Raw genomic sequence first — 25048 nt, 5'->3', positions numbered from 1 at the left:
TATGGTGGTGCGCGCCGTCGCGCCGCCCTGGGGGCACCCCCCGGCTTCGGACCGGGGATCATCTCTGACGAGCGGCGGAGCCAACCGGGAGAACCTGCTTTGAGTCGTGAATCTGACAGTTCGTCCTCCGGCCCCCGGGGCCGTGGCGGAGCCGCGTACCCGTCCGGGACGCCGCCGTACGGCTCGCCCAGGGGGGACGCCGACGAGACGCCGGCACCCGGAGCTGCGATGCAGCCGGAGGAGCCCAAGACCGAGACCACACTGACGACGCGGATCAAGATCAACATTCCGGGGTCGCGCCCCATCCCGCCGGTCGTCGTGCGCAAGCCCGTCGGTGAGGAGTCCGGCATGAACGGATCGACCGGGTCCGGCGGTTCCGCCGCCTCCCGAGGTACGCCCCGCGCCCCGCGCGGCGGCGAGCGGGCCGCGGAACGCACCGCGAACACCGCCCGCCCCGACGTCCCCGCGGACGACGCCGCGGCGGGTGCCAGGTCCGAGCGGCCCAGTGACTGGTTCGCGCCGCGCAAGACGCAGGGCGGCCCGTCCGGCCAGTCGTCGAGCACCGGCTCCCATCCGGCACCCCCCGCCCCCGGTGGCGCCACCCCGCCGCGCGGGTCCGCGGGCGCCAAGCCTCCGCAGCGGCCCGACCTGCCGTACTTCTCCGACAACCCGGAACCGTCCGGCGGCGCCTCGCCGTTCGACGGCGGCGCCCGGTCCGGTGGCGGCTCGCCCTTCGACGGCGGCGCCCGGCCCGGCGGCGGCTCGCCGTTCGACAACGAGCCCCGCGGGGACGACTCGCCGTTCGACAACGAGCCCCGCGGGGACGACTCGCCGTTCGACACCCCCGGTGTCGCCCGCGACCACAGCCCCTTCGACGGCCCGGCGGCCGGCCCCGGCGGTCCGACCACCGGCCCGGCCCGCGGCCAGTCCGCGCTCAACCTCCCGCCCGGCTTCAGTGACCCGCTCGCCGGCCCCGGCACCCCGCCGGGGATCAGCGACGACACCGCGGAACTCACCCCGCAGCCGCCCGCGCCGCTCACCGGCCCGGGCAGGGGCGCCGGCACCGGCGGCGGCATCACGGGCGGTCTGCCCGGTGGCCGCGGCGCCGCCGCGCCGGGCGCCCCCAAGGGCAGGCGCGGCGCCCGGAACGACGTCGGCGGCGGCCCCGGCGGCCACGACCGGGTGTCCGGCGACACCCTCGTCAGCGGCATCCCGAAGGTGCCCGGCGCCGAGGGCCCGGCCTCCCCGTCGCCGTTCGCCCACGCCCCGGCCGGTGAGGACCACGGCGCCGCACCGAAGCCGCGGCCCAAGATCCCCGAGCCGATCAACCCGCCGAAGAAGGGCCGCAACAAGCTCGTCCTCGTGGGTGTCGCCGTCGTCGTCCTGGCCGGCGTCGCCTACGGCGCGGGACTGCTGCTCGACCACGCCGACGTGCCCAACGGCACCACCGCGCTCGGCGTGGACATCGGCGGCACCACCAAGGACGACGCGGTCAAGAAGCTGGAGGCGGCCCTCAAGGACCGCCGCACCGCGCCGCTGAAGCTCACCGTCGACGGCAAGCCCGCCACCCTGGAGCCCGCCAAGGCGGGTCTCGACATCGACCTCCAGGCCACGGTCCGCGACGCGTCCGGCCGGGACTACAACCCGGTCTCCGTCATCGGCTCGCTGTTCGGCGGCACCCGGACCGCCAAACCGGCGATGATCGTCGACGACGAGAAGCTGCAGATCGCGCTCCAGAACGTGGCCGGCGAGGGCGGCGCCGCCGAGGACGGCGGGATCACCTTCGAGAACGGCAAGGCGGTGCCGCACTACGGCGTGCCGCACAAGGCGATCGACGTCAAGACCTCCAAGGAGAAGATCGCCGACGCCTACCGCGACCGCGCCGCCACCGGCACCAACTCGCCGGTCGTGCTCGCCGCGAGCACGCAGCAGCCGCAGGTCAGCAAGGCCGCGGTGGACAAGGCGATGAAGCAGTACGCCGAGCCCGCGATGGCCGGCCTGGTGACGGTCCGTACGGACGCCACGCACACGGTCTCGTTCAGCCCGCAGAAGTCCATCCCGAAGTTCCTGTCCTTCAAGGTCGGCAGCAACGGCGACCTCGTGCCGTACTACGACCGGCCGGCCCTCCAGCAGCTCTACGGCGACACCTTCAACGGCGTGCTGCTCACCAAGGGCGACGGCTCCAAGAAGCCGGTCACCGTCGAGGAGGTGGCCAGCGCGGTCGGCAAGGCACTGCTCGGCACCACCCCGGCCCAGCGGGTCCAGACCATCGGCGCGGACGGCGGCTGACGCCCCGTCACGCCGGGTGCCGGCAGGTCAGAGGCCCCCACGGGCGGTCTTCCCGGCTCACCCCGGAAGACCCCTAGGGGGCCTCACCCATGACAGATGTCATGCCGTACCGCGTACGGGCGACACTGCCGCCGCGCGCGCGGATCCCCGAAGCTGAATGCCATGACGACCACAGCGACCACCGCAGCGACCCCCGCCCGTGAGGCGGGCGGGTCACCCGTGGTCAGCTTCCGCCAGGTCAACAAGAGTTACGGCGCGGTGCGCGCGGTGGCCGACCTGAATCTGGAGCTGCACCCGGGCGAGACCGTCGCCCTCCTCGGCCCGAACGGCGCCGGCAAGTCCTCCACCCTCGACCTGCTCCTCGGCCTGCGCAGCGCCGACTCCGGCACCGTGACGCTCTTCGGTACGACCCCGCAGCGCGCCATCGAGCAGGGCAAGGTCGGCGCGATGCTCCAGAGCGGCGGCCTGATGGAGGGCGTCAAGGTCAAGGAACTGGTCGGGCTGGCCCGCGACCTGCACCCGCGCGCCTATCCGCTCGACCACATCATGGCCACCGCCGGCATCACCGAGATCGCCGACCGCATGGTCGACAAGCTCTCCGGCGGCCAGGAGCAGCGGGTGCGCTTCGCCCTCGCCACAGCCGGCGCCAACGACCTGATCGTCCTCGACGAGCCCACGACCGGCATGGACGTGTCCGCCCGGCAGACCTTCTGGGGCGCGATGCGCGAGCAGGCCCGGCAGGGCCGTACCGTCCTCTTCGCCACGCACTACCTCGAAGAGGCCGACGAGATCGCCGACCGGGTGATCGTGCTGCACCGCGGCCGGGTGCTGGCCGACGGGACCGCCGCCGAGATCAAGGCCAGGGCCGGAGCCCGCCGGGTCACCTTCGACCTCGACGAGCCGGTCGACCGCGACGCGCTGCGGGGCCTGCCGTCCCTGACCTCCCTTGCGGTGTCCGACAGCGGCGCCGGCGCGGGCTCGGGCCGCCGGACGGTCCGCATCCAGTCCCAGGACGCCGACGCCACCGTGCACGCGCTGTACGGCCTCGGCCTCTACCCGCACAACCTCGAAGTCTCCGGCCTCGGCCTGGAGCAGGCGTTCATCGCCCTCACCACCGCGTCCGACCAGGCCCCCGCCACCGCCGAGGAGGCGGCCCGATGACCACTCTGATCAAGCTGGAGATCATCCGCGCACTGCGCAACAAGAAGTTCATGTTCTTCTCGGTGATCTATCCGCCGGCGCTCTACCTGATCATCGCCGGCGGCGCGGACAGCAAGCCGATACCCGGTATGAAGCTCGACATGGGGCTGTACTTCATGGTCTCCATGGCAGCATTCGGTGCCATGACCGCCGTGCTGCTGGGCAACAGCGAGCGCATCGCCAAGGAGCGCGAGAAGGGCTGGGTCCGCCAGCTGCGGCTGACCGCCCTGCCCGGCCGCGGCTATGTCGCCGCCAAGATCGCCGCCGCCGCGACGGTCAGCCTGCCGTCCATCGTGCTCGTCCTGCTGGTCGCGGCCCTGGTCAAGGGCGTCCGCCTCGACGCCTGGCAGTGGGCCGCCATCGCCGTGGGCACCTGGCTCGGCAGCTTCGTCTTCGCGGCCCTGGGCGTCGCCATCGGCTACCTGGCCACCGGCGACGCGGTCCGGCCGATTGCGATGCTGTTCTACTTCGGCCTGGCGTTCCTCGGCGGCCTGTGGATGCCGCTGACGATTCTGCCGCAGTGGGTGCAGAACATCGCCGAGTGGCTGCCCACCCACGCGTACGCCGCGCTCGGCACCGCCGTCGAGGCCGGCAGCGCACCGCACGCGAAGGACATCGCACTCCTCGCCGGCTACCTGCTGGTCTTCGCCGGCAGCGCGGCCTGGCTGTACCGGAAGGACACCCGCCGGGCATGAACGGACCGGAGACCGACGGCAACCCGGTGATGATCGGAGCGGCCCCCCGCACCCGCCGCCAGGCGTTCGTGAAGGCCGGCTGGATCGTCATCTGGTTCCTGTACCTGGCGGGCCCGATCGGGACCCTCGCCGAGGGCGGGATGTCCCCGGCCCGCGAGGCGCTGGGCTGGGGCGGTCTCCTGACGTTCGTCGGTGTCTACTTCGTGCTGGTCTTCCGGCACATGGCTCACCGGCCGGTGCCGAGCGGGGTGATCCGGGCGGCCGTGGTCCTCCTCGCGGCGCTCGCCGCGCTGCTGGCCTGGACGCTCGGCCCGGACTGGCTGGTGCTCTTCACCTTCGTCTGCGTCGCGGTGGCCGTCACCCAGCCCTTCGGCACGTCGCGGTGGGCCATCCCCGCGCTCACCGCCGCCCTCGTGCTGATCGGCATGCGCTTCCCGGACGTGCGCATCTACCTCTTCGCCTACGCCCTGCCCTGCCTGCTCAGCGGGTTCGCGATGGTCGGCGTGCAGCACCTGATCCGTACGACGCAGGAGCTGCGCGCCGCGCGGCAGGAGGTCGCGCGGCTCGCCGCCAACGAGGAGCGGCTGCGCCTCGCCCGGGACCTGCACGACCTCCTCGGCCACTCGCTCTCCCTGATCACCCTCAAGAGCGAACTGGCCGGGCGGATGCTGCCGGACAAGCCGGCGGAGGCCGCCCAGCAGGTCGCCGACATCGAGCAGGTCAGCCGGCAGGCGCTGGTCGACGTCCGCGAGGCGGTCACCGGCTACCGGCGTCCGCGCCTCGTCGTCGAACTGGCCGGGGTGCGTGCCGCGTTGCGCACCGCCGCGATCACCGCGGACATCGACCCCGCGCTGGAACGGGAGCACCCGGGCCTCGGGCCGGACGGGGAGGGCGCGCTGGCCTGGGCACTGCGGGAGGCGGTCACCAACGTCGTACGGCACAGTGCCGCCGGCCGCTGCGAGCTGCTGCTCACCGAGGAGTGGGAGGCCGACGAGCGCCGCTACCTGTGCCTGTCCGTCATCGACGACGGCACCGGGCCGCCGCGCGGCGGCGGCCACGACGGCAACGGCCTGGGCGGCCTGCGGGAACGCCTGGCCCTGGCCGACGGCCGGCTGGAGACCGGCGCCGCACCGCACGGCCGCGGCTTCGCCCTGCGCGCCTACGTCCCGTTGCGCGCCCCGGCCGCCTCCCCGCCCGCGCCGCCCGCCGCGGACGCCGCGCCCGAGCCGCTGCCGGGCCAGGCGTAGCCCCACGTAGCGCGGTCCGCCGATCCCGCCCGGGAAGTCCCGCCCGGGCCCTAAGCTGACCCCCATGATCAGGGTGCTGCTGGCCGAGGACCAGTCGATGGTCCGGGAGGCGCTGGCCGCGCTGCTGTCGCTGGAGGAGGACCTGGAGGTCGTCGCCCAGGCCGCGCGCGGTGACGAGGTGCTGGCGGCGGCCCGCGCGCACGACGTCGACGTCGCGCTGCTGGACATCGAGATGCCCGGCCTGAGCGGGCTGGACGCGGCGGCCGTGCTGCGCGACGAGCTGCCCGGCGTGAAGGTCGTCATCCTCACCACCTTCGGCCGCCCCGGCTATCTGCGCCGCGCCATGGAGGCCGGCGCCCACGCCTTCCTGGTCAAGGACGCTCCCGCGGCCCGGCTCGCGGACGCGGTGCGGCGGGTGCTCGGCGGGGAGCGGGTCATCGACCCGGCGCTGGCGGCGGCCGCGCTCGCCGACGGCGCGAGCCCGCTGACCGACCGCGAGCGGGAGGTGCTGCGGACGGCCGGCGACGGTTCCACCAACGCCGAGATCGCCGCCGCCCTGCACCTGTCCGCGGGCACGGTCCGCAACTACCTCTCCCTCGCCATCCAGAAGACCGGCGCCCGCAACCGCGCCGAGGCGGTCCGCACCGCCCGCGACAAGGGCTGGCTGTAGCGGCGCCGCCCCCGCCGGGACCCCGGCCCCGGTGCGGTGCGCGGCGGTGTCGCGCAAGGTGGAAGTGTTATGCCTGCCAACCGACCCGTGGAGCGCGGCCGCGGCACCACCGTGCTGCTGATCGTGGTGATCCTGGTCGTCACGGCGCTGGACGCGACCGATGTCGGACCGGAGCTGCACCAGTCGGCCTTCCTGGGCATCGCCCCGCTGTACGCCGCGCTGCGCTGCTCCTACCGGCAGACGCTGCTGGTCGCGGCCGTCTACCTGGTGTGCCTGAGCTACGTCGACTCGTTCACGGTGCCCGACTGGGGCCTCGCCAGCCGGATCGTCGCTCTCTTCGGTGCCCTCCTGGTGGCCGTCTTCTCGCTGGTGCTGTGCCGGACGAGGCTCCAGCGGGAGGCGCTGCACGCCCGCACCAGCCTGGTCGCCGACACGGTGCAGCGGGCGATGCTGCGCGAGCTGCCGCTCACCGCCGGGCCGGTCGAGGCGTACGGCTTCTACGTCTCCGCCCAGGAGGGGGCCAGGGTCGGCGGCGACATCTACGAGGCCGTCGAGACGCCGCACGGGCTGCGGCTGATGATCGGCGACGTACAGGGCAAGGGCATGCCGGCGATCGGGGCGGGGCTGGAGGTGCTGGCCTCCTTCCGTGAGGCCGCCCACCACCAGGACACCCTGGAATCGGTGGCCGAGCGGATGGAGCAGGCGCTGACCCGCTACAACGCCCGCTCCGTCGAGCAGGGCACCGACGAGCGCTTCGTGACCGCGCTGCTGATGGAGATCAGCGGGCCGGCCGGCACGCCGCGGGGCCGGGTGCTGTCCTGCGGCCACATCCCGTACTACCTGGTCCGCGGGGGAGAGGTGCACGAGCGCCGGGACGGCGAGGGCTGGCTGCCGCTGGGCCTGGGCGGCCTCGGCGGCGAGCCGCGCCGCAGCGTACGGATCCACCCGCGGCCGGACGACTGGGTGGTGCTGTGCACCGACGGGGTGACCGAGGCGCGCGGCGCGGACGGCACGTTCTACCCGCTGGCCGAGCGGCTGGCCGGATGGACGGACCTGGAGCCGGCCGAGCTGGCCCGCACGCTCCGCACGGACCTGGAGGGCTTCACCGGCGGCCGGCTGCTGGACGACGCCACCGTGCTGGTCGTGCGCCGCCGGGCACCCGCCGGGACTCAGTTGAGCATCGCGCGGGCCGCGGCGGCCTGACGGCGGAGCGCGGTGGCGCCGGCCGGATCCACCGCCTCCACCACCCGGGCGTACTCCTCCAGCTCGGCCGCCCCGGCCGAGAACTCCCCGCGCCGGACGAGCAGTTCGGCCCGCTCCCGGCGCAGCCGCGCCGGACGGCTCGGCAGCAGCAGCGCCAGGTCCAGCGCCCACAGCTGCACCGCGCTGTGCTCCGGGCGGGCCTGCGCCCAGGCCCGGATGTTGTTGAGCACCCGCTGCACGATCTCCAGCGGACCGGCCGGCGCCAGCATCCGCGCGGTCAGCTCCCCGCCGGTCGCGCCGGCGACCAGCAGCGCCGCGTCCTCGTCGGTGAGCAGCCGGCCGCCCGCGAACGGATCGGCCAGTACGTGGGCCCCGTAGGGGTCGCCGAAGCCGACGACGAAGTGGCCGGGCAGCGCCACCCCGTACACGGGCGCGCCGGCCCGCCGGGCGACCTCCATCCACACCACCGACAGCAGGATCGGCAGACCCCGGCGCCGCCGGAGCACCTGGTGCAGCAGGGAGGACGCGAGCCGCCGGTAGTCGGCGGGCGACCCGCCGAAGCCGCAGCGGGCGCCGAGCAGCTCGGCGAGGTTGCGGGCCCAGCCGCCGGGACCGCCCGCCGGGGAGAAGGGCAGGAGCCCGGCCAGCCGGTCCAGCTCGATCTGGGCCTCGTCGATGCCCGTCTCGTCCAGGTCGGCGTCCGCCTCGGCACCGATCAGCAGGCACAGCAGCGCCAGGTCGGGCCGCTCGGCCCGCGCGGCCTCGGCGAACAGCCGCCGCCGCGCGGCGCGGCCGGGCGGCTCGGGCTCGGGTTGCGGGGACATACCGGAGGGATACCCCGTCAGCGCCGGCCACCCGGCCGCGCGCGCCGGTAGTGGTAGCCGTGGTGGTCGGTGAAGCCGAGCCGGTCGTAGAGCGCGAGCGCGCCCGCGTTGTCCGCCTCGACCTGGAGGTACGCCGCCGAGGCGCCCTCGTCCAGGGCCCGCTCGGCGAGCGCCGCCGTGACCAGCGTGGCCAGCCCCTGGCGCCGCGCGTCCTCGGCCACCTCCAGCGCCGCGAAGCCCGCCCAGCGCCCGTCCACGACCAGCCGGCCGATGGCCGCCGTCCCGCCGTCGGCGGCCCGCACCGTGGCGAACCACACCGAGGGGCCGCCGGTCAGGACCTTCAGCGCGTCGGCCGTGGGGCCGCCGCTGTCGCCGGTCCGGTTGTACAGGGCCAGCCAGTCGGCGCCGGGCTCGCGGGAGAGGGTGACCCCGGCCGAACCGGGCGGAGGGCTCGCGGGGAGGTCGGCGAGCGGGGCCAGCGCCGAGATCCGGACCCGGGTGTGCCGCTCGGCGTCCCAGCCGCGCCGCGCCAGCTCCGCGGCCAGTTCCTCGTCGGTGTCCGGGCGCCCGGTGGCGACCACGATCACCGCCGGCAGCCCGCGCTCGGCGTACCACTGCTCGACCCGCTCCAGGGCGGCGTCCAGCGGGACGCCGGGGTCCCCGAGGGGCAGGACGGAGTTGGCGCGGCGGGTGAACCCGCCGGCGGCGCGCAGTGTCCACTCGCCGAGACGCTCCGCCTCGAGGGCGGGCCAGCCGCGCGCCGCGACCTCCTGGAGCTCCCGGGTGCCGGCCGCCGGAACCTTCCTGCGGGGCCGGGCGGGGGGCACGACCTTGGCCGCGACCAGCGCGGACTCCTCGATCCGTACGGAGGTGCCGTCGCGCCGTGTGATGCTCAGCACACCCTCGTCCCACGATGTGAGAACGCCGACCGCGTCGGTGAACGCCGGCGCCCCCTCCCCGTCCCCGGTCAAACGCCGGACGGATACCCTTTTGCCCACGTCAGCACGGGTGATACGGACTTCCGCGCGTCCGCCGGCCAGGAATTCCATCGCTCAAACCGCCCCTCTTGTTCGTCTCTTGCCCGGGAACGGAGATACTAGGTGGCGGGCATCGACGACGCCGCGCTCCCGCGCGCCCTGCGGCGGAACTGCCAATCGGTCCGCCGGCCCTACCGAGGAGGAACGACAGCGTGACCTACGTCATCGCGCAGCCTTGTGTCGACGTCAAGGACAAGGCGTGCATCGAGGAGTGCCCGGTCGACTGCATCTACGAGGGCCAGCGGTCCTTGTACATCCACCCGGACGAATGCGTCGACTGTGGTGCCTGTGAGCCGGTCTGCCCGGTCGAGGCGATCTTCTACGAGGACGACACCCCGGAGGAGTGGAAGGACTACTACAAGGCCAATGTGGAGTTCTTCGACGAGCTCGGATCGCCCGGTGGCGCCAGCAAGCTCGGCCTGATCGAGCGCGACCACCCCTTCATCGCACAGCTGCCGCCGCAGAACCAGTAACGGCCCGAGGTCCGGCAGGGAGCCCGCCGCTCCCTGCGGCCCCCGACGTCGTCAGCGGTCGCACGGCGCCGCCCGGGTCCCGTACGGCACACGCCGTACGGAACCGACACCGCCCGGTCCCGTACGGCCCAGCCGTACGGGACCACGGCATTTTCGCGCCGCCGTCCCGGGACCACCGAGAAAGAGAGCACCGTGGGCGCAGCCGCCACCCCCCGCCACCCTTCCAGGGAGTCGCTCCGCGACCGGCTTCCGGCTTTTCCCTGGGACCGCCTGGAGCCGTACAAGACGACCGCCGCGGCGCACGCCGACGGCATCGTCGACCTCTCCGTCGGCACCCCGGTCGACCCGGTCCCCGCGGTGGTCCGGCAGGCGCTGACCGACGCCGCCGACAGCCCCGGCTACCCGACGGTGTGGGGGACGGCCGCGCTGCGTGACGCGCTCACCGGCTGGGCCACCACCCGCCTGGGCGCCCAGGGCCTGGAGCACACCAACGTGCTGCCGGTCGTCGGCTCCAAGGAGCTGGTGGCCTGGCTGCCGACCCAGCTGGGCCTCGGTCCCGGCGACAAGGTCGGCTACCCGCGGCTGGCCTACCCGACGTACGAGGTCGGTGCCCGGCTGGCCGGCGCCGAGCCGGTCGTCTACGACAACCCGTGGGAGCTGGACCCCGACGGCCTCGCGCTGCTGTGGCTGAACTCGCCGTCCAACCCGACCGGGCGGGTGCTCGGCGCCGACGAGCTGCGCCGCACCGTCGCCTGGGCGCGGGAGCACGGGGTGCTGCTCTTCAGCGACGAGTGCTACCTGGAGCTGGGCTGGGAGGCCGACCCGGTCTCGGTGCTCCACCCGGACGTCTGCGGCGGCTCCCTGGACGGCATCGTCGCCGTCCACTCGCTCTCCAAGCGCTCCAACCTCGCCGGCTACCGCTCGGCCTTCCTCGTGGGCGACGCGGCGGTCCTCGGTGATCTGCTGCAGATCCGCAAGCACGGCGGCATGATGATCGCGGCGCCCGTCCAGGCCGCCACCGTCGCCGCCCTGGGCGACACCGCCCACGTCGCCGAGCAGCGCGAGCGCTACGCCCGCCGCCGTGCCGCGCTGCGCACCGCCTTCGAGGGCGCCGGCTTCCGCATCGAGCACAGCGAGGCGTCGCTCTACCTGTGGGCGACCCGGGACGAGCCCTGCTGGGACACCGTCGGCGATCTCGCCAAGCGCGGCATCCTGGTCGCCCCCGGCGAGTTCTACGGGCCCGCGGGCGAGCGGTTCGTACGGATCGCCTTCACCGCCACCGACGAGCGGGTGCAGGCCGCGGTGCGCCGCCTGGCGGAGTGAGCACGGGCGGACACACGTGACGCGCGGGGGCCCGGGGAGTCATCGCTCCCCGGGCCCCCGCGCGTCGTACGTACGGGTGTGGCAGCCGTCAGCGGCCGCCGCCGAGCGGCAGGCCGCCGAGCAGGCCGCCCCCGGGCTGCGTGAGGGCGCCCTTCGGCGAGCCGACCAGGCCCTTGACCGCGTCCAGCGGCAGCGTGTTGGTCGACACACCGTGCTTGGCGATCGGGCGGGCCACGCCCTCGGCCTTGTCGACGACGCCCTGGGTGAGCGGCATGGCCTTCTTCACGACCGGACCGGCGGTCTCGACCAGCGCCGGGGCGAGCTTCGTCGCCGCCTTGGAGCCGGCCTCGTTCAGCAGGCCGACGCCGGTGCGGGCGGTGTGGTCGAGGGCGTCACTGGTGTTGCGGGAGTCCAGGGGCGCGGTCAGTCCGCCCAGGTCGGGCGCCTTGACGGGCAGTTCCGCTGCGACCGCGGAACCAGCCGCGGCGACCACGGGAGCGGCGCCCACTGCGACGAGCAGGGCGGCTCGGGCGATCCGACGCGTAACGGGGAGGGACATGGTGCTCCTTTTACGGAGAAGGACTCGGACTTCTGACAGATGTGCCATGTCCGCCGGGCGGACGCACTGACTACCGCTTCAAACCCCCGAAGGTTGCGGTGAACTCAGGTAAAGACTTGGCAACGCATCACATAATCCGGCGTGGCGAAATGCGGGCAATATGCGCACAGCGAGGTGGCGTGCGGAAACGTCACGGCGCTTTTCCCGCAAGGGAATTGACGGTTCTCCCTGTCCCCAGGGAGCCCAATTCACGTACAGGTAAAGGGAATTGGCGCTTGCGCGGCTTCCGGTGCCCCTTCCGGGGGACGGCGCAAACTACTGCGCGGTGAGGAGGCGCACGGTCCGTCCGGCCGCCGCCGAGCTCTCCGCCCGGTGCTGCCAGCCCTTCCCCGAATCGTCCGCGGACCACATCCGGCCGGCGTAAGAGATCTGTTCGATGCGCAGCTCGGCGGAGTGCGCCACCGCCCACGTCGCCAGCTGCCAGCCGCGCCGCGACGCCTCGTCCGCCGCGCCGCCCTGCCCGACCGGAACCGTCAGCTGCCGCCCGCCGCCCGTACCGCGCCCCGCGCCGCCGTCCGCCCGCGGCAGCACCCCGGGCCCGAACTCCCGCACCAGCCGCTCCCGCACCGTCGCGGCGCCGCCCGCCCGGCCGTCCACGGGACGGCTCTCGGTGCAGGTCATCGCCGCGCCGTCGCGGCCGGTGAGCGCCCCGGTCAGCCGCGCGGCGTTCGCCTCGTGCTTCGCGTACGCCTGCGGATAGCCGCTGTGCTGGACCTTCTGCGCGGCCACGGTCAGCGGCAGCCGCGAGTAGCCGGGCACCTTCGCCAGGTGGTGGTAGAACTCCCCGGCGGCGTAGACGGGATCCATGATCTGCTTGACCGAGCCCCAGTCCTGCGACGGCCGCTGCTGGAAGAGCCCGACCGAGTCCCGGTCGCCGAAGTCGATGTTGCGCAGCCCGGACTCCTGCATCGCGGTCGCCAGCGCGATGGTCACCGCCCGCTCGGGCAGCCCGCGCGAGGACGCCACCGCCGAGATCGTCGCGGCGTTCGCGGCCTGCTCCGGGGAGAGCTCGTACGCCTTGTCGTCCCCCTCTGCGCGCACGGTGCAGTGCGGCGCCCCGGGGCCGCCGGTCACGTACTGCACCACCAGGTAGCAGGCCAGCCCGATGAGGACGGCGAAGGCGGCGGCGGTGCGCAGGAGACGCTTGCGGCGGGCGGGGGCTACGGGCTGGGCGGGCACGAGGCCACCGTACTGGAGTGCTGCCGATAGGGTCGGAACCATGGAGCGCTCCACACACCACCCCGTCCTCGACCTGTCGCTCGACGCCGCCGCGCTCACCGCGCAGCTGGTCGACATCCCCTCGGAGAGCGGCAACGAGAAGGCCCTCGCCGACGCCGTCGAGCACGCGCTGCGCGCCCTGCCGCACCTGACCGTCGACCGCCACGGCAACAACGTGGTGGCCCGTACGAACCTGGGCCGCGCCGAGCGGGTGGTGCTCGCCGGGCACCTCGACACCGTGCCGATCGCCGGGAACGTCCCCTCGCGGCTCGACGAGGACGGCGTCCTGTGGGGCTGCGGCACCTGCGACATGAAGTCCGGCGTCGCCGTCCAGCTGCGGATGGCCGCCACCGTCCCCGCGCCCAACCGCGACCTGACCTTCGTCTTCTACGACAACGAAGAGGTCGCCGCGCACCTCAACGGGCTCGGCCACGTCGCCGACGCCCACCCCGAGTGGCTCGCCGGCGACTTCGCCGTCCTCCTGGAGCCCTCCGACGGCCAGGTGGAGGGCGGCTGCCAGGGCACCCTGCGGGTCCTGCTGCGCACCACCGGCGAGCGCGCGCACTCCGCCCGCAGCTGGATGGGCGCCAACGCCATCCACGCCGCCGCCCCGATCCTGGCCACGCTCGCCGCGTACGAGCCGCGCCGCCCGGTGATCGACGGCCTGGAGTACCGCGAGGGCCTCAACGCCGTACGGGTCGAGGCCGGCGTCGCCAACAACGTCATCCCGGACGCCTGCACGGTCACCGTCAACTTCCGCTACGCGCCCGACCGCACCCCGGACGAGGCGATCGCCCACGTGCGCGAGGTCTTCGCGGACTGCCCGGTGGACGAGTTCGTCATCGACGACCACTCGCCCGGCGCGCTGCCGGGGCTCTCCCACCCGGCGGCCAAGGCGTTCATGGAGTCCGTCGGCGGTACGGCCATGCCCAAGTTCGGCTGGACCGACGTCTCCCGTTTCAGCGCGCTGGGCGTCCCGGCGGTCAACTACGGCCCCGGCTACTCCCTGCTCGCGCACAAGAAGGACGAGCGGGTCGAGGTCGACCGCATCCTGCACTGCGAGGAGCGGCTGCGCGCCTGGCTGACCGCCTGAGAGCCGTCGGGCCGCCCCTGGGACGGGCCGCCGACCGCCCGCGGACCAGCCGAATTCCCTTGCCGGTCACGTCGGCGGATCTACGCTGAGACGGCAAACGATCTGCCAGCGGAGGGAGCACGACATGGCCAGTCCCGAGGGAGCACCGGCCCCCGGTGAGCGGCGGCTGGGGCCCGTTCTGCGCCGTGACGACCAGGTGCAGGCCGGCACCACCGACCAGCGGCTGCTGGACTCCGAAGGCCCCTCCGAGTGGGTGCACACCGACCCCTGGCGGGTGATGCGCATCCAGGCGGAGTTCGTGGAGGGCTTCGGCGCGCTGGCCGAGCTGGGCCCGGCCGTCAGCGTCTTCGGCTCGGCCCGTACGCCGCTCGACTCCAAGGAGTACGACGCCGGTGTCCGCATCGGACGGGGCCTGGTCGAGGCCGGGTTCGCGGTGATCACCGGGGGCGGCCCCGGCGCGATGGAGGCCGCCAACAGGGGTGCCGAGGAGGCCGGCGGGGTCTCGGTGGGGCTGGGCATCGAGCTGCCCTTCGAGCAGGGCATGAACCCGTACGTGAACCTCGGTGTCGACTTCCGGTACTTCTTCGTCCGGAAGACGTGTTTTGTGAAGTATGCCCGCGGGTTCGTGGTGCTGCCCGGGGGCTTCGGCACCCTCGACGAGCTCTTCGAGGCGCTCACCCTCGTCCAAACCCGCAAGGTCACCCGCTTCCCGATCGTGCTGTTCGGTACGGCCTACTGGAGCGGGCTGGTCGACTGGCTGCGCGACACCGTCATCGGCGACGGCAAGGCGTCGATGAACGACCTGGAGCTGTTCCACCTCACCGACGACGTGGACGAGGCGGTCGCGCTGATGTCCAAGGAGGTCGGGATCTAGGGGCTGTCGTTTGGATCAGGCCAGACCCCGCGAGCCCGGCATGATCCAAACGACAGCCCCTAGGGGGCGTCGCCCGGTCCCCGGCGGGCCGGGGACCGCGGCACCGCCGGCTCAGGCGAGTCCGCGGCGGGCGACGGCGGGCGTACGGTGACCTGCGATGGACGCGACCATGTCGAGCACCTGGCGGGTCTCGGCGACCTCGTGGACGCGGTAGACCTGCGCGCCCAGCCAGGCCGAGACGGCCGTCGTCGCCAGGGTGCCCAGCACCCGCTCCTTGACCGGCTTGTCGAGCGTCTCGCCGACGAAGTCCTTGTTGGACAGCGACACCAGCACCGGCCATCCGGTCGCGGCCATCTCGCCCAGCCGGCGGGTGGCCTCCAGGCTGTGCCGGGTGTTCTTGCCGAAGTCGTGCCCCGGATCGATCATGATCGCGTCCCGCCGGACACCCAACTCCGCGGCCCGCTCCGCCAGTTCGAGCGTCACCCGCAGGATGTCGGCCATCACGTCGTCGTACGTCACCCGGTGCGGGCGGGTACGCGGCTCGGCGCCGCCCGCGTGGGTGCACACCAGGCCGACGTCGTAGCGCGCCGCGACCTCGGCGAGCCGGGGATCGACGCCGCCCCAGGCGTCGTTGAGCAGATCGGCGCCGGCCTCGCAGACCGCCTCGCCGACCTCGTGCCGCCAGGTGTCGACGCTGATCACCACATCGGGGAAGCGCCTGCGGACCTCGGCGACGAAGCCGACCGTGCGGCGGGCCTCCTCCTCGGCGCTGACCTCCTCGCCGGGGCCGGCCTTGACGCCGCCGATGTCGATGATCGCGGCGCCGTCGGCCACCGCCTGCTCCACGCGGGCCAGCGCGGGCTCGTCGCGGAACGTGGCGCCCTGGTCGTAGAACGAGTCCGGGGTCCGGTTGACGATCGCCATGATCACCGGTTCGTGCGCCCCGAACTCGCGATTACCCAGCCGCAGCATTCCCTGACTCCCTCTCCGTGGTCCGGGAGCGACCCTAACTGTCAGACCCGCATGGCACGATCGGGGCAGGCACATAGTCCGGGGAGTTGGTCGTGTTCTGGTTCTTGCTGATCGCGATGGTCGTGGTCGTGGCCGCGGTCACGCTCGTGGTCGTCGGCGGCGGAGACGGCGGTGGGCTGCGGGATTCCGAGCCGGACCGGCTGTACGACCCGCTGCCGGAGGACCGTCCCGTCGCCCGCGCCGATGTGGACGCCGTCCGGCTGCCGGTGGCGGTCCGCGGCTACCGGATGGACGACGTCGACGACGTCCTGGACCGCCTGGGCGCCGAGCTCGCCGAGCGCGACGCCAGGATCGCCGAGCTGGAGGCGGCGCTGGCCGGCGCCCACGCCACGGCCATGGGCGGACCCGCGCTGATACAGGGCGGTGCGCCGGCGGACGGCTTGGGCGGCGAGGCCCGGCCCGGCGCGGAGGGGCAGGAGACCGGCGGGGCACCCGGGACTCCCCGGCGTACGGAAGGCGAGGACCAGGCATGAGCGGCGTGGTGACGGCACCGGACGGCATCCCGCGCTGCCCGTGGGGGATGGAGTCGGAGCAGATGGCCGACTACCGCGCCTACCACGACACCGAATGGGGCCTGCCGGTCCACGGCGACGACGCGCTCTTCGAGCGGATGAGCCTGGAGGCGTTCCAGTCAGGGCTCTCCTGGATCACGATCCTGCGGCGCCGCCCCGGCTTCCGCGCCGCCTTCGCCGGATTCCGGATCGCGGAGGTGGCGCGGTTCACCGAGGCGGACGCCGAGCGACTGCTCGCGGACCCCGGCATCATCCGCAACCGCGCCAAGATCGCCGCGACGATCAACAACGCCAAGGTCGCCGCCGCGCTGACCCCCGGCGAGCTGGACGAGCTGATCTGGTCCTACGCGCCGGACCGGAGCCGCCCGGCGCCGCGCACCGTGGCCGATGTGCAGCCGGTGACCCCGGAGTCGACGGCGCTCGCCAAGGACCTCAAGAAGCGCGGCTTCCGCTTCGTCGGCCCGACCACCGCCTACGCGATGATGCAGGCGTGCGGCCTGGTCAACGACCATCTGGCGGCCTGTCACGCCCGGGCGGCGGCGGAGGCGGCGGCCGGCTGACCCGGCCGCCGGGCGACGGGCGGGTCAGCGGCCCAGGAAGACCGGCTTCTCCTTCTTCACGAACGCCTCGACCGCGATGTGGTGGTCCTCCGACGCCCCGGCCCGGGCCTGCAGCTCGTCCTCCTTGGCCAGCGTCTCGGCGAGCGAGTGCCCGGCGCCGTGGGCCAGCGACTCCTTGATCGCGGCGTAGGCGAGGGTCGGCCCCGCGGCCAGCCGCCGGGCGACGGCAGCGGCCTCCTCCGCCAGCTCGCCGGCCGGCACGACCTTGTTGGCGATGCCCAGCTCGTACGCCTCCTGGGCGCTGATGCTGCGCGGGAAGAGCAGCAGGTCGGCGGCCCGGCCGTGACCGATCAGCCGGGGAAGCGTCCAGGACACCCCGGAGTCGGCGGTCAGCGCGACGCCCGCGAAGGAGGTGTTGAAGGACGCCGAATCGGCGACGACGCGGTAGTCCGCGGCCAGCGCGAAGCCCGCGCCGGCGCCCGCGGCGACGCCGTTGACGCCCGCGACGACGGGCTTGGGCATCTCGGTCAGCGCCGTCACGATCGGGTTGTAGTGCTCCCGCACGGTGTTCATGGTGCCGCCGGTGCCGCTCGCCCGGTCCTCGGCCAGCAGCCCGATGTGCTCCTTGAGGTCCTGCCCGACGCAGAAGGCGCGCCCGGTGGCGGTCAGCAGTACGGCGCGTACGGCGGGGTCGGCCGCGGCCTCCTGGAGGGTGTCCCGCAGCAGGACCTTCGCCTCGATGTTCAGCGCGTTCATCGCGTCGGGGCGGTTGAGCGTGATCGTCGCGAGTCCGTCGGTCACGTCGTAGAGCACGGTGTCGGCCATAGTTGGGAGTCCCCTCCGTCGCGGCTCTGACTGCTCGGCAGCGGCAGTCAGCGCTCAGGATGCCGGAGATCATCGGCCGTCCGCATGTGACGTACATCAAAGAAAGCGGTCGCGTCGGGTGTCGGCGGGTGGCGGAGTATCGCAGCCCGCTCCCCGAATTGCGTGGGTTTGCGAGAGCGCGTTGCCGAAGGGATGCTCCCCGATGTTGGTCATCGGGTCGTTCGATGCGGGATAATGGCCTGGAAGCAATGTGTTCGATGCCGGTGACACGTGCCTATTCGGGCCGTCGGCTGAGATGAGCTGGTTTCAGGAAGGGGAACGAGCATGGCGGCCATGAAGCCGCGGACGGGCGACGGCCCGCTCGAGGTGACCAAGGAGGGGCGGGGCATCGTCATGCGCGTTCCGCTCGAAGGCGGCGGGCGGCTCGTCGTCGAGCTGACCCCCGACGAGGCCAAGGCCCTGGGTGAGGCCCTGGAAAAGGTCACCGTCTGACGAGGGCGGCGAAACCGGCGGAATCCCGGGCCTGACCCGGTACCCCAGCCGACTTACCCCGGCCCCGGCACGCGGCGCGCATCAACGGCGCGCCGCGTGCCGGGGCCGTTTTCGTGCCGTTTTCTTTTTCCCTGCCGCCCTGTTTTCGTCCCGCCGCGGGCCGGGCCGGGGCCGGGACGGGACGCGCGCCGGGGGGCTCAGCCCCGCTTGACCGCGCAGAGCAGCCCGTCGCCCACCGGCAGCAGCGCCGGCACCAGCGTGGTGCTCTCCCGCACGGCCCGCAGCAGTTCCCGCAGCCGCAGCACCTCGGCGGGCTGCACCGCCGAATCGACGGTACGGCCGTCCGCGAAGACGCCCTCGAAGCACACCAGGCCGCCGGGACGCAGCAGCCGCAACGATTCGGCGAGGTACTCCAGGCACTCCATCAGGTCGCCGTCGCAGAAGACCAGGTCGTATCCGCCGTCCGCGAGCCGCGGGAGGACGTCCAGCGCCCGGCCGGGGATGAAGCGGGCGCGGTTGCCGGCGAAGCCCGCCGCCCGGAACGCCTGCTTGGCGAAGGTCTGCCGCTCGGGCTCGCAGTCGACGGTGGTCAGGACGCCGTCGGGCCGCATGCCGTGCAGGAGGTAGATGCCCGACACGCCCGTGCCGGTGCCGATCTCGGCGACCGCCTTGGCGTCGGCGGTGGCGGCGAGCAGGCGCAGGGCCGCGCCGGTGCCGGTCGTCACCGTACGGATGCCGGCGTCCCGTGCCAGGTCACGCGACCAGCTCAGGGCGGCCTCGGCGGCGGTGTCGATGGTCCCGGCGCCGTACGCCTCGGCGAAAGCCAAGCTCGTCTGCCGGTTGCCGGTAATGGCCCTCTCCTGTCCCCGTAGTTGACGCAACCGTGACTGTATCCGCTGTGTGCGGGAACCCGCAGATGGGACCGGGCGTTAAGGAGGGGGAGGGAGAAAGCGGGGGGACGCAGTGGTGAAGACCGCGCGAGACAGGACTCACGGGAATCACGACCAGAAGCAGGACCAAATGCAGGTCAAATCTGCTTATCCGGAGCTAACGGGCGAGGTGGATATGGTAGGGGCTCTACTGGACACCACCAGAGCCACCAGGGGAGGTGCGGCTGCGGCGGGTGACCAAGGGGTGCTGAGGCGCTTGAAAAGGTCGTTCGTCGAGCCGAAATCCGTGACAAACACCGCTGACCGTTTCCTCCCCCACTCTCGACTTCGCTCGAGCGGGGGGGCCGCCACCAACGACTCCGCACCTACCGCGACCTTCGCCGCAGACGCGGATGCGCAGGCGTGGACTCCGCCCAGCTGGGAGGAGATCGTCAGCACTCACAGCGCACGGGTCTACCGCCTCGCCTACCGCCTCACCGGCAATCAGCACGACGCCGAGGACCTCACCCAGGAGGTGTTCGTCCGCGTCTTCCGCTCGCTGTCGACGTACACCCCCGGCACCTTCGAGGGCTGGCTGCACCGCATCACGACCAACCTCTTCCTGGACATGGTCCGGCGTCGGCAGCGTATCCGCTTCGACGCGCTCGGTGACGACGCGGCCGAGAAGCTCCCCAGCCGCGAGCCCGCCCCGCAGGAGCACTTCGACGACACGCACTTCGACGCCGATGTGCAGCAGGCGCTCGACACCCTCGCGCCCGAATTCCGGGCCGCGGTGGTGCTGTGCGACATCGAGGGCCTGTCGTACGAGGAGATCGCCGCCACTCTCGGCGTCAAGCTCGGTACGGTCCGCAGCCGCATCCACCGGGGCCGCTCCCACCTGCGCAAGGCGCTCAAGCACCGTGCGCCGGTCCGCCGTAGCGAGGAGCGCGAGCAGCGGCGGTCCCTGGCCGTGGTGCCCACGGGGGAGGTAGGAATCGCGTGAGCCTCACTGGCGGTCCGTCCCCCGCCGAGCAGCATCTCGGCGACCGCCTTGCGGCCCTCGTCGACGGCGAGTTGGGGCATGACGCGCGCGAGCGGGTGCTCGCGCATCTCGCGACATGCGGCAAGTGCAAGGCAGAGGCCGACGCCCAGCGTCGGCTCAAGAGCGTTTTCGCCGAAACGGCGCCCCCCGGCCCCTCCGCGGGACTGCTGGCGCGCCTGCAGCAGCTGCCCGGGGGCGACCCCGGTGGTCCCGGCAGCCGGCTCGGCAGCGGCGGCCTCGCCCCGGGCGAATTCGCCCGGGGCGGCGGCGCGTTCCGCTATGCCCCCACCGACGACCATGCCGGCCGAGTGATGGCGGGCGTCTCCGCCCTGCACCGCGCACGCGGCTTCCGCGTGCCGGAGGCCGAGCGGCCCGCGCAGCGGCGCCGGTTCGCCTTCGCGGCGGCCGGAGCGGTCTCCCTCGCGGCCTTCGCGCTCGGTGGCGCCCTCCCGCTGGAAGCGGCCGTCGATCCGACCGGCGCCGAGGGCGGCGGCACGGCCGTCACCCCGCTGAGCGTCAGCCCCGCGGCCGACAGTGGATCCCTGCTCCGCAGCGGGGAGTTCCGGCCGGCCGGCACCTCCCGCGAGGGGCTCCGGGCCCCGTCCGGCGGCCCGACCATGGCCCCGGCGCCCAGCGCCATGGCCCTCTACGGCCCCGCGGTCGCGCCCACCCGCACCGCTCCGGCGGCGTCACCGGCCCCGGCCGGCCGTTTCGGGCTGTCGCCGCTGATAGCCGCCACCGGCCCGGCCTCGGCGTACCACCACGCGCCGCTGGTCGCCGCCACCGGCACGGTCCCCGAGCACCGGAACCCGCCCCTGGAACCGATGCGCCCGCTGACCGGCTCCGCGGTCGGCCCCGGCACCGCGGACCCCGCCACCGCCCCGCACTGACCGTCCCCTGCGCAGCCCCGCGCGGAACTGGTTGAATCGCTGTTGCGCGGCGCACCCTGACCGGGCGCGCGCCGTGAGGTGGTGGTGGTCCGCGGGACCGCGGGCGAAATCTGGGGAGAGCATGGACGACGGTACGGCCGCCGGGCCGAAGCTGAAGTGGTGGAGCCGCCCGGGACGCACCCCGGCCACGGGACCGTCCGCCGAGGCCGGTCCGCAGGCGATGCCGCCTGCCGGCGGCCCGGCGGACGCGGCGCGGGCCGACGCCTCCGGCCCGGCCGGCCGGGCCGACGCGCAGGACGCGGGCGACTGGCTCGTACGCCCGCCGCAGCCGCGAACCCCCGCGACGCACGACCCCGCCGTGCCCGACGGCACGGCGGGCCCGACCGGGGCCGTCGCCAAGCGGTCCGAAGCCGACGCCGCCGCGCGGTCCGAGGCCGACGCCGCCGTGCGGTCCGAAGCGGACGGCGCGGAGTGGGCCGCGGCGACCGTCGCCGGCCGGACCGCGGCGACCGGCGCGGAACGAGCCGAAAGGGTCGCGGCCGAGCGGCAGTTGACGTCCGTGACATCGGCGAAGCCCGCCCCCGCCGTGACGCCGGTCGAGCCCGCGGCGGACCGGACCGGCCCGGCGGACGAACGGCCGGGCGCGGAACGACCCGACGCAGCCGAAGGCCGGCCCGAATCGGTCGAAGACCGACCGGTCTCGGTCGAAGACCGGCCGGCCTCGGCCGAGGACCGGACCGCCGCGGGACAGCTCGACGCCCCGGGCGCCCGGACGCCCCTCGCAGACGGGGCGCGGCCCGGCGCCGCCACCGTGACGCTCGGTCAGGTGCCCGCCCCCGAGGGGGACCGGGCGCCCCGGGCCTCGGCCGTGCCCCCGGCAGCGACGGCCGTCGAGCCCCCCGCCGCGCCCGCCCGGCCGCTGCACCCCGAGGACCCGTACGGCACCCCGCCGTACGGCGGCCCCGGCCCGTGGGCGCCCGCGCCGCCCGTGCAGCGGCCCGAGCCCCGTACCGCCGCGCCGGGCTGGTCCGGCGCCACCCCCGCGCAGGGCACCGCGCTGCCGCCGTCCGCCGGTCCGCTGCCCCCGTACGGCGCGCCGGCGCCGGCCGCCGGCTACCCGAGCCCGCCGCAGGCCCCGCCGCACACCGGCGGTGAGCCGCCGCACCTGACGGCCCCGGCCGAGGCCGCGCCCCCGGGCCCGGCCCCCGGCCCGTCCGCCGAGCCGGACGGCCCCGGCCGCCCCCTGCTCGCGAAGCCCGGCGCCCCGCAGGCCCCCGGCCCACAAGCTTCCGGGCCGCAGGCTTCCGCCCCGCAGCCGGCGCCCGAGGGCGCGGACCCCGGGTTCGTCCCCGTACCCGGTGACGGCGGCCCCCGCCCCACCGCCCCGCCGCACACCGCCGCTGCGCCGCACGCCGCCGCACCGGGCGGCCACGGCCCCGTCCCACCGGGCGGCCACGGTCCGGTCCCGCACGGTGCTTGGCAGCAGTACGACCCCTGGAGCGCACCCCTGCAGGGCGGCCCGGCGGCGCCACCCCGGGGGCCGCGCAACCGCCGCGGTCTGCTGGCCGTCGGCGCGGTGGCGCTCGCGCTGCTCGCCGGCGGGGTGGGCGGCGGCGTCGGCGCCTACGTCGAGCGGTACGGCGGGATCAACGACATCAAGCTGCCCCAGGCGGCCGACGACGCCGGGGGCCGCCGCCCCGACAGCGTCGCCGGCATCGCCCAGGCCGCGCTGCCCGGCGTGGTGACCATCCACGTCCGGGGCAACGCCGAACAGGGCACCGGCACCGGCTTCGTCCTCGACCGGCAGGGCCACATCCTCACCAACAACCACGTCGTGGAGCCGGCCGGGACCGGCGGCGAGATATCGGTGACGTTCAGCGGCGGGCAGACCGCCAAGGCCAAGGTCGTCGGCCAGGACGGCGGCTACGACCTCGCCGTCGTCCAGGTCGAGGGCGTCACGGGGCTGCGGCCGCTCCCGCTCGGCAACTCCGACTCGGTGCGGGTCGGCGACCCGGTCGTGGCGATCGGTGCGCCGTTCGACCTGGCCAACACCGTCACCTCCGGCATCATCAGCGCCAAGCAGCGTCCGATCACCGCGGGCGGCGAGAAGGGCGACGGCAGCGACGTCTCGTACGTGGACGCGCTGCAGACCGACGCGCCCATCAACCCGGGCAACTCCGGCGGCCCACTGGTGGACGCCAGGGCGCGGGTGATCGGCATCAACAGCGCCATCCGTGCGGCCGACACCGGCAGCGGATCGGAGAGCGGCGGCCAGGGCGGCAGCATAGGGCTGGGCTTCGCCATACCGATCAACCAGGCCAAGCGGGTGGCCGAGGAGCTGATCAACACCGGCCGGGCGACACACCCGGTGATAGGCGTCACCTTGGAGATGGAGTACGCCGGCGACGGCGCGCGGGTCAGCGAGCACAGCAAGGGCGGCAAGCAGCCGGTCACGCCGGGCGGGCCGGGCGCGAAGGCCGGGCTCCGGGCCGGCGACGTGATCACCGAGGTGGACGGCGCCGCCGTGCACAGCGGCGAGGAGCTGATCGTGAAGATCCGCAGCCACCGGCCGGGCGACACGCTGCTGCTGACCCTCCAGCGGGGCGGCAAACAGCAGTCCGTACGGCTCAGGCTGGGTTCCTCCACCGCCGGCTGATCGTTTGCACGGTGTTGGCGCGGGCGACTCCCGTCCGATGCCCGGGGCCAGGTACCGTGATAGGCGGCCTGGCCCCTAGGCCGACACAGGCCGCGGATGACTCAAGGAGCTGCAAGGTGTTCTTCGACATAGGACCCCTCGAGCTGGTGGCGATCGTCGTCCTCGCCGTGCTCATCTTCGGCCCGGACAAGCTCCCCAAGGTCATCCAGGACGTCATGGGCGTCATCCGGAAGATCCGGGAGTTCTCCGACAGCGCCAAGGAAGACATCCGCAGCGAGCTCGGGCCGGATTTCAAGGACTTCGAGTTCGAGGACCTCAAGCCGAAGAACTTCGTGCGCAAGCACGTCCTGGAGAAGGACGAGTACGGCTTCAAGGAGCTCGCCGAGATCCGTAACGGCTTCGATCTGAAGCAGGAGATGGCCGAGGTCACCGACGCCGTGCACAGCCGCGAGAGCGCCTCGGCCACCGGGTCCTCGAACGGCTCGGGACTGAACCTGTCGAAGGAGTCCCCGGCCGCCGCCGGCCGTCCCGACCTGGTCAAGAAGCCCGCGGCCACGGAGCCGGCCGAGCGTCCGCCGTTCGACGCCGACGCCACCTGACACACTCCGGTATGACCGGGCTGTGTTGACGCCTATGGCTATGCTCCGGGTGTTCGGGGTTCGGTCGCCTGAGGGGGGCGGGCCGCCCACGACGCAGGGCAACAAGGAGGCTCCGCGCAGATGGAGACGACGAGTCGGACAGCGGAACAGCAGGCGTCCGCCGCGGTCGGCCGGAAGGCCGACGGCTATCTGCTGGCCGCGTTCCCGTGGTACGGCCTCGACGAGGCGTTCACCGGTCCGCGCTGGCTGATGCAGGTCGGCGCGGGCGCGGACGGCACCGTCGAGCACGGTGCCATGGGGCACGGCGAGGAGCCCACCATCAAGGTGGAACCGCCGCAGGACGAGCGGTTCGCGGTCGTGGTGACGGTCGCCGACCGCCCCGTACGGCGCAGTGCCGACGGCACCGGCGTACTGGAGGCCACCTCGGTCTCGACGGCCGCCTGGCTCGCCGGCTCGGGGCTGCTCGCCCACACCTGGCCGACCCAGATGGACCGGACGCTCCGCCAGGACTGGCTGGACCAGCAGACGATGCTCGCCTGGGAGCTGGCCGACGACCTCGGCGGCGGAAGCTGGAGCGAGCTGATGCTCCCGGTGGACGGGGTGCCGACCTCGTTCGCCTACCGCGAGTCCGAGTACGGCTGGGTACTGGCGGGCTCCTCCGCAGAGGGCCCGGAAAGCGTCCACATCGGCGCGTACGGGCGCGGGATGAGCGCCTATGGCCTGGGATTCTCCGTCGTCCAGGACCTGACGGCGTACGAGTCGTGAGCGGCGCTGACGGCGGTCGGCCACCGGCCACCGGGCCATGA

At 74.0% G+C, this 25048-nt stretch carries 25 protein-coding genes; 18 read left to right on the top strand and 7 right to left on the bottom strand.

Features of this window, described 5'->3' with window-relative positions; all coding sequences use genetic code 11:
• Nucleotides 1–99: 99 nt before the first annotated feature.
• The 6 genes from OO62_RS05675 (at nucleotide 100) to OO62_RS05650 (ending at nucleotide 7304) form a co-directional block, all read left to right on the top strand.
• The gene (locus OO62_RS05675; protein ID WP_033266107.1) at nucleotides 100–2289 is read left to right on the top strand and encodes a hypothetical protein; all 2190 of its coding nucleotides are present in this window, start codon (nucleotides 100–102) and stop codon (nucleotides 2287–2289) included.
• Between the two features lie 162 nt (nucleotides 2290–2451).
• Nucleotides 2452–3450 carry an ABC transporter ATP-binding protein gene (locus tag OO62_RS05670; protein ID WP_078617029.1) on the top strand — a complete coding sequence of 333 codons (999 nt, stop codon included), beginning with the start codon at nucleotides 2452–2454 and terminating at the stop codon, nucleotides 3448–3450.
• The gene (locus OO62_RS05665) at nucleotides 3447–4184 is read left to right on the top strand and encodes an ABC transporter permease (RefSeq protein ID WP_033266105.1); all 738 of its coding nucleotides are present in this window, start codon (nucleotides 3447–3449) and stop codon (nucleotides 4182–4184) included. The genes OO62_RS05670 and OO62_RS05665 overlap by 4 nt, the downstream gene beginning before the upstream one ends.
• Entirely contained in the window at nucleotides 4181–5431 is a 1251-nt protein-coding gene (locus OO62_RS05660; RefSeq protein ID WP_033266104.1) for a sensor histidine kinase, read from the top strand. The genes OO62_RS05665 and OO62_RS05660 overlap by 4 nt, the downstream gene beginning before the upstream one ends.
• Nucleotides 5432–5495: 64 nt before the next feature.
• Complete coding sequence (locus tag OO62_RS05655) at nucleotides 5496–6101, top strand: response regulator transcription factor (protein WP_033266103.1); 606 nt, start codon at nucleotides 5496–5498, stop codon at nucleotides 6099–6101.
• A 69-nt stretch (nucleotides 6102–6170) separates the two neighbouring features.
• A complete protein-coding gene (locus OO62_RS05650) occupies nucleotides 6171–7304 on the top strand; it encodes a PP2C family protein-serine/threonine phosphatase (RefSeq protein ID WP_051732781.1) in 1134 nt (377 codons plus the stop codon).
• Here OO62_RS05650 and OO62_RS05645 read toward each other — a convergent pair.
• Nucleotides 7271–8128 carry a transglutaminase family protein gene (locus OO62_RS05645; RefSeq protein ID WP_033266102.1) on the bottom strand — a complete coding sequence of 286 codons (858 nt, stop codon included), beginning with the start codon at nucleotides 8126–8128 and terminating at the stop codon, nucleotides 7271–7273. The genes OO62_RS05650 and OO62_RS05645 overlap by 34 nt on opposite strands.
• Before the next feature lie 17 nt (nucleotides 8129–8145).
• Nucleotides 8146–9177, bottom strand: a complete 1032-nt coding sequence (locus tag OO62_RS05640; RefSeq protein WP_033266101.1) for a GNAT family N-acetyltransferase — start codon at nucleotides 9175–9177, stop codon at nucleotides 8146–8148.
• Between the two features lie 140 nt (nucleotides 9178–9317).
• Here OO62_RS05640 and fdxA point away from each other — a divergent pair, with 140 nt between their 5' ends.
• Together fdxA and dapC are read left to right on the top strand one after the other, a co-directional pair.
• Nucleotides 9318–9638, top strand: coding sequence for a ferredoxin (gene fdxA / locus OO62_RS05635; protein WP_033266100.1), 321 nt, complete (start codon nucleotides 9318–9320; stop codon nucleotides 9636–9638).
• Between the two features lie 192 nt (nucleotides 9639–9830).
• A complete protein-coding gene (gene dapC, locus OO62_RS05630; protein ID WP_033266099.1) occupies nucleotides 9831–10961 on the top strand; it encodes a succinyldiaminopimelate transaminase in 1131 nt (376 codons plus the stop codon).
• Between the two features lie 88 nt (nucleotides 10962–11049).
• On the opposite strand, the gene OO62_RS05625 is transcribed toward dapC, so the two are convergent.
• The gene (locus OO62_RS05625) at nucleotides 11050–11520 is read right to left on the bottom strand and encodes a hypothetical protein (RefSeq protein WP_033266098.1); all 471 of its coding nucleotides are present in this window, start codon (nucleotides 11518–11520) and stop codon (nucleotides 11050–11052) included.
• A gap of 315 nt (nucleotides 11521–11835) precedes the next feature.
• Nucleotides 11836–12759 carry a VldE C-terminal domain-containing protein gene (locus tag OO62_RS05620; protein WP_033266097.1) on the bottom strand — a complete coding sequence of 308 codons (924 nt, stop codon included), beginning with the start codon at nucleotides 12757–12759 and terminating at the stop codon, nucleotides 11836–11838.
• Between the two features lie 40 nt (nucleotides 12760–12799).
• On the opposite strand from OO62_RS05620, the gene dapE reads away from it, so the two are divergent.
• Both dapE and OO62_RS05610 read left to right on the top strand, forming a co-directional pair.
• Nucleotides 12800–13891 carry a succinyl-diaminopimelate desuccinylase gene (gene dapE, locus OO62_RS05615; protein WP_033266096.1) on the top strand — a complete coding sequence of 364 codons (1092 nt, stop codon included), beginning with the start codon at nucleotides 12800–12802 and terminating at the stop codon, nucleotides 13889–13891.
• A gap of 124 nt (nucleotides 13892–14015) precedes the next feature.
• On the top strand, nucleotides 14016–14765 hold the full coding sequence (locus tag OO62_RS05610) for an LOG family protein (protein WP_033266095.1): 750 nt from the start codon (nucleotides 14016–14018) through the stop codon (nucleotides 14763–14765).
• 111 nt (nucleotides 14766–14876) lie between these two features.
• On the opposite strand, the gene folP is transcribed toward OO62_RS05610, so the two are convergent.
• Entirely contained in the window at nucleotides 14877–15737 is an 861-nt protein-coding gene (gene folP / locus OO62_RS05605) for a dihydropteroate synthase (RefSeq protein WP_033266094.1), read from the bottom strand.
• Nucleotides 15738–15829: 92 nt separating this feature from the next.
• On the opposite strand from folP, the gene OO62_RS05600 reads away from it, so the two are divergent.
• Both OO62_RS05600 and OO62_RS05595 read left to right on the top strand, forming a co-directional pair.
• On the top strand, nucleotides 15830–16270 hold the full coding sequence (locus tag OO62_RS05600; RefSeq protein ID WP_033266093.1) for a DivIVA domain-containing protein: 441 nt from the start codon (nucleotides 15830–15832) through the stop codon (nucleotides 16268–16270).
• Nucleotides 16267–16869, top strand: a complete 603-nt coding sequence (locus OO62_RS05595; protein ID WP_033266092.1) for a DNA-3-methyladenine glycosylase I — start codon at nucleotides 16267–16269, stop codon at nucleotides 16867–16869. The genes OO62_RS05600 and OO62_RS05595 overlap by 4 nt, the downstream gene beginning before the upstream one ends.
• Before the next feature lie 24 nt (nucleotides 16870–16893).
• Here OO62_RS05595 and chcB read toward each other — a convergent pair whose 3' ends face one another.
• Nucleotides 16894–17694 carry a 2-cyclohexenylcarbonyl CoA isomerase gene (gene chcB, locus OO62_RS05590; protein WP_033266091.1) on the bottom strand — a complete coding sequence of 267 codons (801 nt, stop codon included), beginning with the start codon at nucleotides 17692–17694 and terminating at the stop codon, nucleotides 16894–16896.
• 324 nt (nucleotides 17695–18018) lie between these two features.
• Here chcB and OO62_RS37640 point away from each other — a divergent pair, with 324 nt between their 5' ends.
• Nucleotides 18019–18186 (top strand): DUF3117 domain-containing protein, encoded by a 168-nt coding sequence (locus OO62_RS37640; protein WP_003985072.1) that lies wholly within the window; start codon nucleotides 18019–18021, stop codon nucleotides 18184–18186.
• Between the two features lie 197 nt (nucleotides 18187–18383).
• Here the strand turns inward: OO62_RS37640 and OO62_RS05585 are convergent, their stop codons facing one another.
• Nucleotides 18384–18980, bottom strand: a complete 597-nt coding sequence (locus OO62_RS05585; RefSeq protein ID WP_374992820.1) for an O-methyltransferase — start codon at nucleotides 18978–18980, stop codon at nucleotides 18384–18386.
• Nucleotides 18981–19362: 382 nt separating this feature from the next.
• On the opposite strand from OO62_RS05585, the gene sigE reads away from it, so the two are divergent.
• The 5 genes from sigE (at nucleotide 19363) to OO62_RS05560 (ending at nucleotide 25007) form a co-directional block, all read left to right on the top strand.
• Nucleotides 19363–20058: an RNA polymerase sigma factor SigE gene (sigE, locus tag OO62_RS05580; RefSeq protein WP_033266089.1), complete on the top strand. Its 696-nt coding sequence runs from the start codon at nucleotides 19363–19365 to the stop codon at nucleotides 20056–20058.
• A complete protein-coding gene (locus OO62_RS05575; RefSeq protein ID WP_033266088.1) occupies nucleotides 20055–20987 on the top strand; it encodes a zf-HC2 domain-containing protein in 933 nt (310 codons plus the stop codon). Before sigE ends, OO62_RS05575 begins: the two co-directional genes overlap by 4 nt.
• A 988-nt stretch (nucleotides 20988–21975) precedes the next feature.
• On the top strand, nucleotides 21976–23643 hold the full coding sequence (locus OO62_RS05570; RefSeq protein WP_428835910.1) for a S1C family serine protease: 1668 nt from the start codon (nucleotides 21976–21978) through the stop codon (nucleotides 23641–23643).
• A gap of 116 nt (nucleotides 23644–23759) precedes the next feature.
• Nucleotides 23760–24242 carry a sec-independent translocase gene (locus OO62_RS05565; RefSeq protein WP_033266087.1) on the top strand — a complete coding sequence of 161 codons (483 nt, stop codon included), beginning with the start codon at nucleotides 23760–23762 and terminating at the stop codon, nucleotides 24240–24242.
• Between the two features lie 120 nt (nucleotides 24243–24362).
• On the top strand, nucleotides 24363–25007 hold the full coding sequence (locus OO62_RS05560) for a hypothetical protein (RefSeq protein WP_033266086.1): 645 nt from the start codon (nucleotides 24363–24365) through the stop codon (nucleotides 25005–25007).
• The last annotated feature ends 41 nt before the right edge of the window (nucleotides 25008–25048 follow it).

Origin of the sequence: Streptomyces lydicus, assembly GCF_000717345.1 — a bacterium.
Classification (GTDB): Bacteria; Actinomycetota; Actinomycetes; order Streptomycetales; family Streptomycetaceae; genus Streptomyces; species Streptomyces lydicus.
This window is presented reverse-complemented; position numbering and strand designations above follow the sequence as displayed.

Bases quoted from the DNA above. Each gene is read 5' to 3' on its own strand.
- OO62_RS05645 (WP_033266102.1), bottom strand. From the start codon at position 8,128: ATGTCCCCGCAACCCGAGCCCGAGCCGCCCGGCCGCGCCGCGCGGCGG.
- OO62_RS05665 (WP_033266105.1), top strand. From the start codon at position 3,447: ATGACCACTCTGATCAAGCTGGAGATCATCCGCGCACTGCGCAACAAG.
- OO62_RS05560 (WP_033266086.1), top strand. From the start codon at position 24,363: ATGGAGACGACGAGTCGGACAGCGGAACAGCAGGCGTCCGCCGCGGTC.
- OO62_RS05595 (WP_033266092.1), top strand. From the start codon at position 16,267: ATGAGCGGCGTGGTGACGGCACCGGACGGCATCCCGCGCTGCCCGTGG.
- OO62_RS05640 (WP_033266101.1), bottom strand. From the start codon at position 9,177: ATGGAATTCCTGGCCGGCGGACGCGCGGAAGTCCGTATCACCCGTGCT.
- OO62_RS37640 (WP_003985072.1), top strand. From the start codon at position 18,019: ATGGCGGCCATGAAGCCGCGGACGGGCGACGGCCCGCTCGAGGTGACC.
- chcB (WP_033266091.1), bottom strand. From the start codon at position 17,694: ATGGCCGACACCGTGCTCTACGACGTGACCGACGGACTCGCGACGATC.
- OO62_RS05610 (WP_033266095.1), top strand. From the start codon at position 14,016: ATGGCCAGTCCCGAGGGAGCACCGGCCCCCGGTGAGCGGCGGCTGGGG.
- OO62_RS05670 (WP_078617029.1), top strand. From the start codon at position 2,452: ATGACGACCACAGCGACCACCGCAGCGACCCCCGCCCGTGAGGCGGGC.
- OO62_RS05650 (WP_051732781.1), top strand. From the start codon at position 6,171: ATGCCTGCCAACCGACCCGTGGAGCGCGGCCGCGGCACCACCGTGCTG.
- OO62_RS05660 (WP_033266104.1), top strand. From the start codon at position 4,181: ATGAACGGACCGGAGACCGACGGCAACCCGGTGATGATCGGAGCGGCC.
- OO62_RS05625 (WP_033266098.1), bottom strand. From the start codon at position 11,520: ATGTCCCTCCCCGTTACGCGTCGGATCGCCCGAGCCGCCCTGCTCGTC.
- OO62_RS05655 (WP_033266103.1), top strand. From the start codon at position 5,496: ATGATCAGGGTGCTGCTGGCCGAGGACCAGTCGATGGTCCGGGAGGCG.
- dapE (WP_033266096.1), top strand. From the start codon at position 12,800: ATGGAGCGCTCCACACACCACCCCGTCCTCGACCTGTCGCTCGACGCC.
- folP (WP_033266094.1), bottom strand. From the start codon at position 15,737: ATGCTGCGGCTGGGTAATCGCGAGTTCGGGGCGCACGAACCGGTGATC.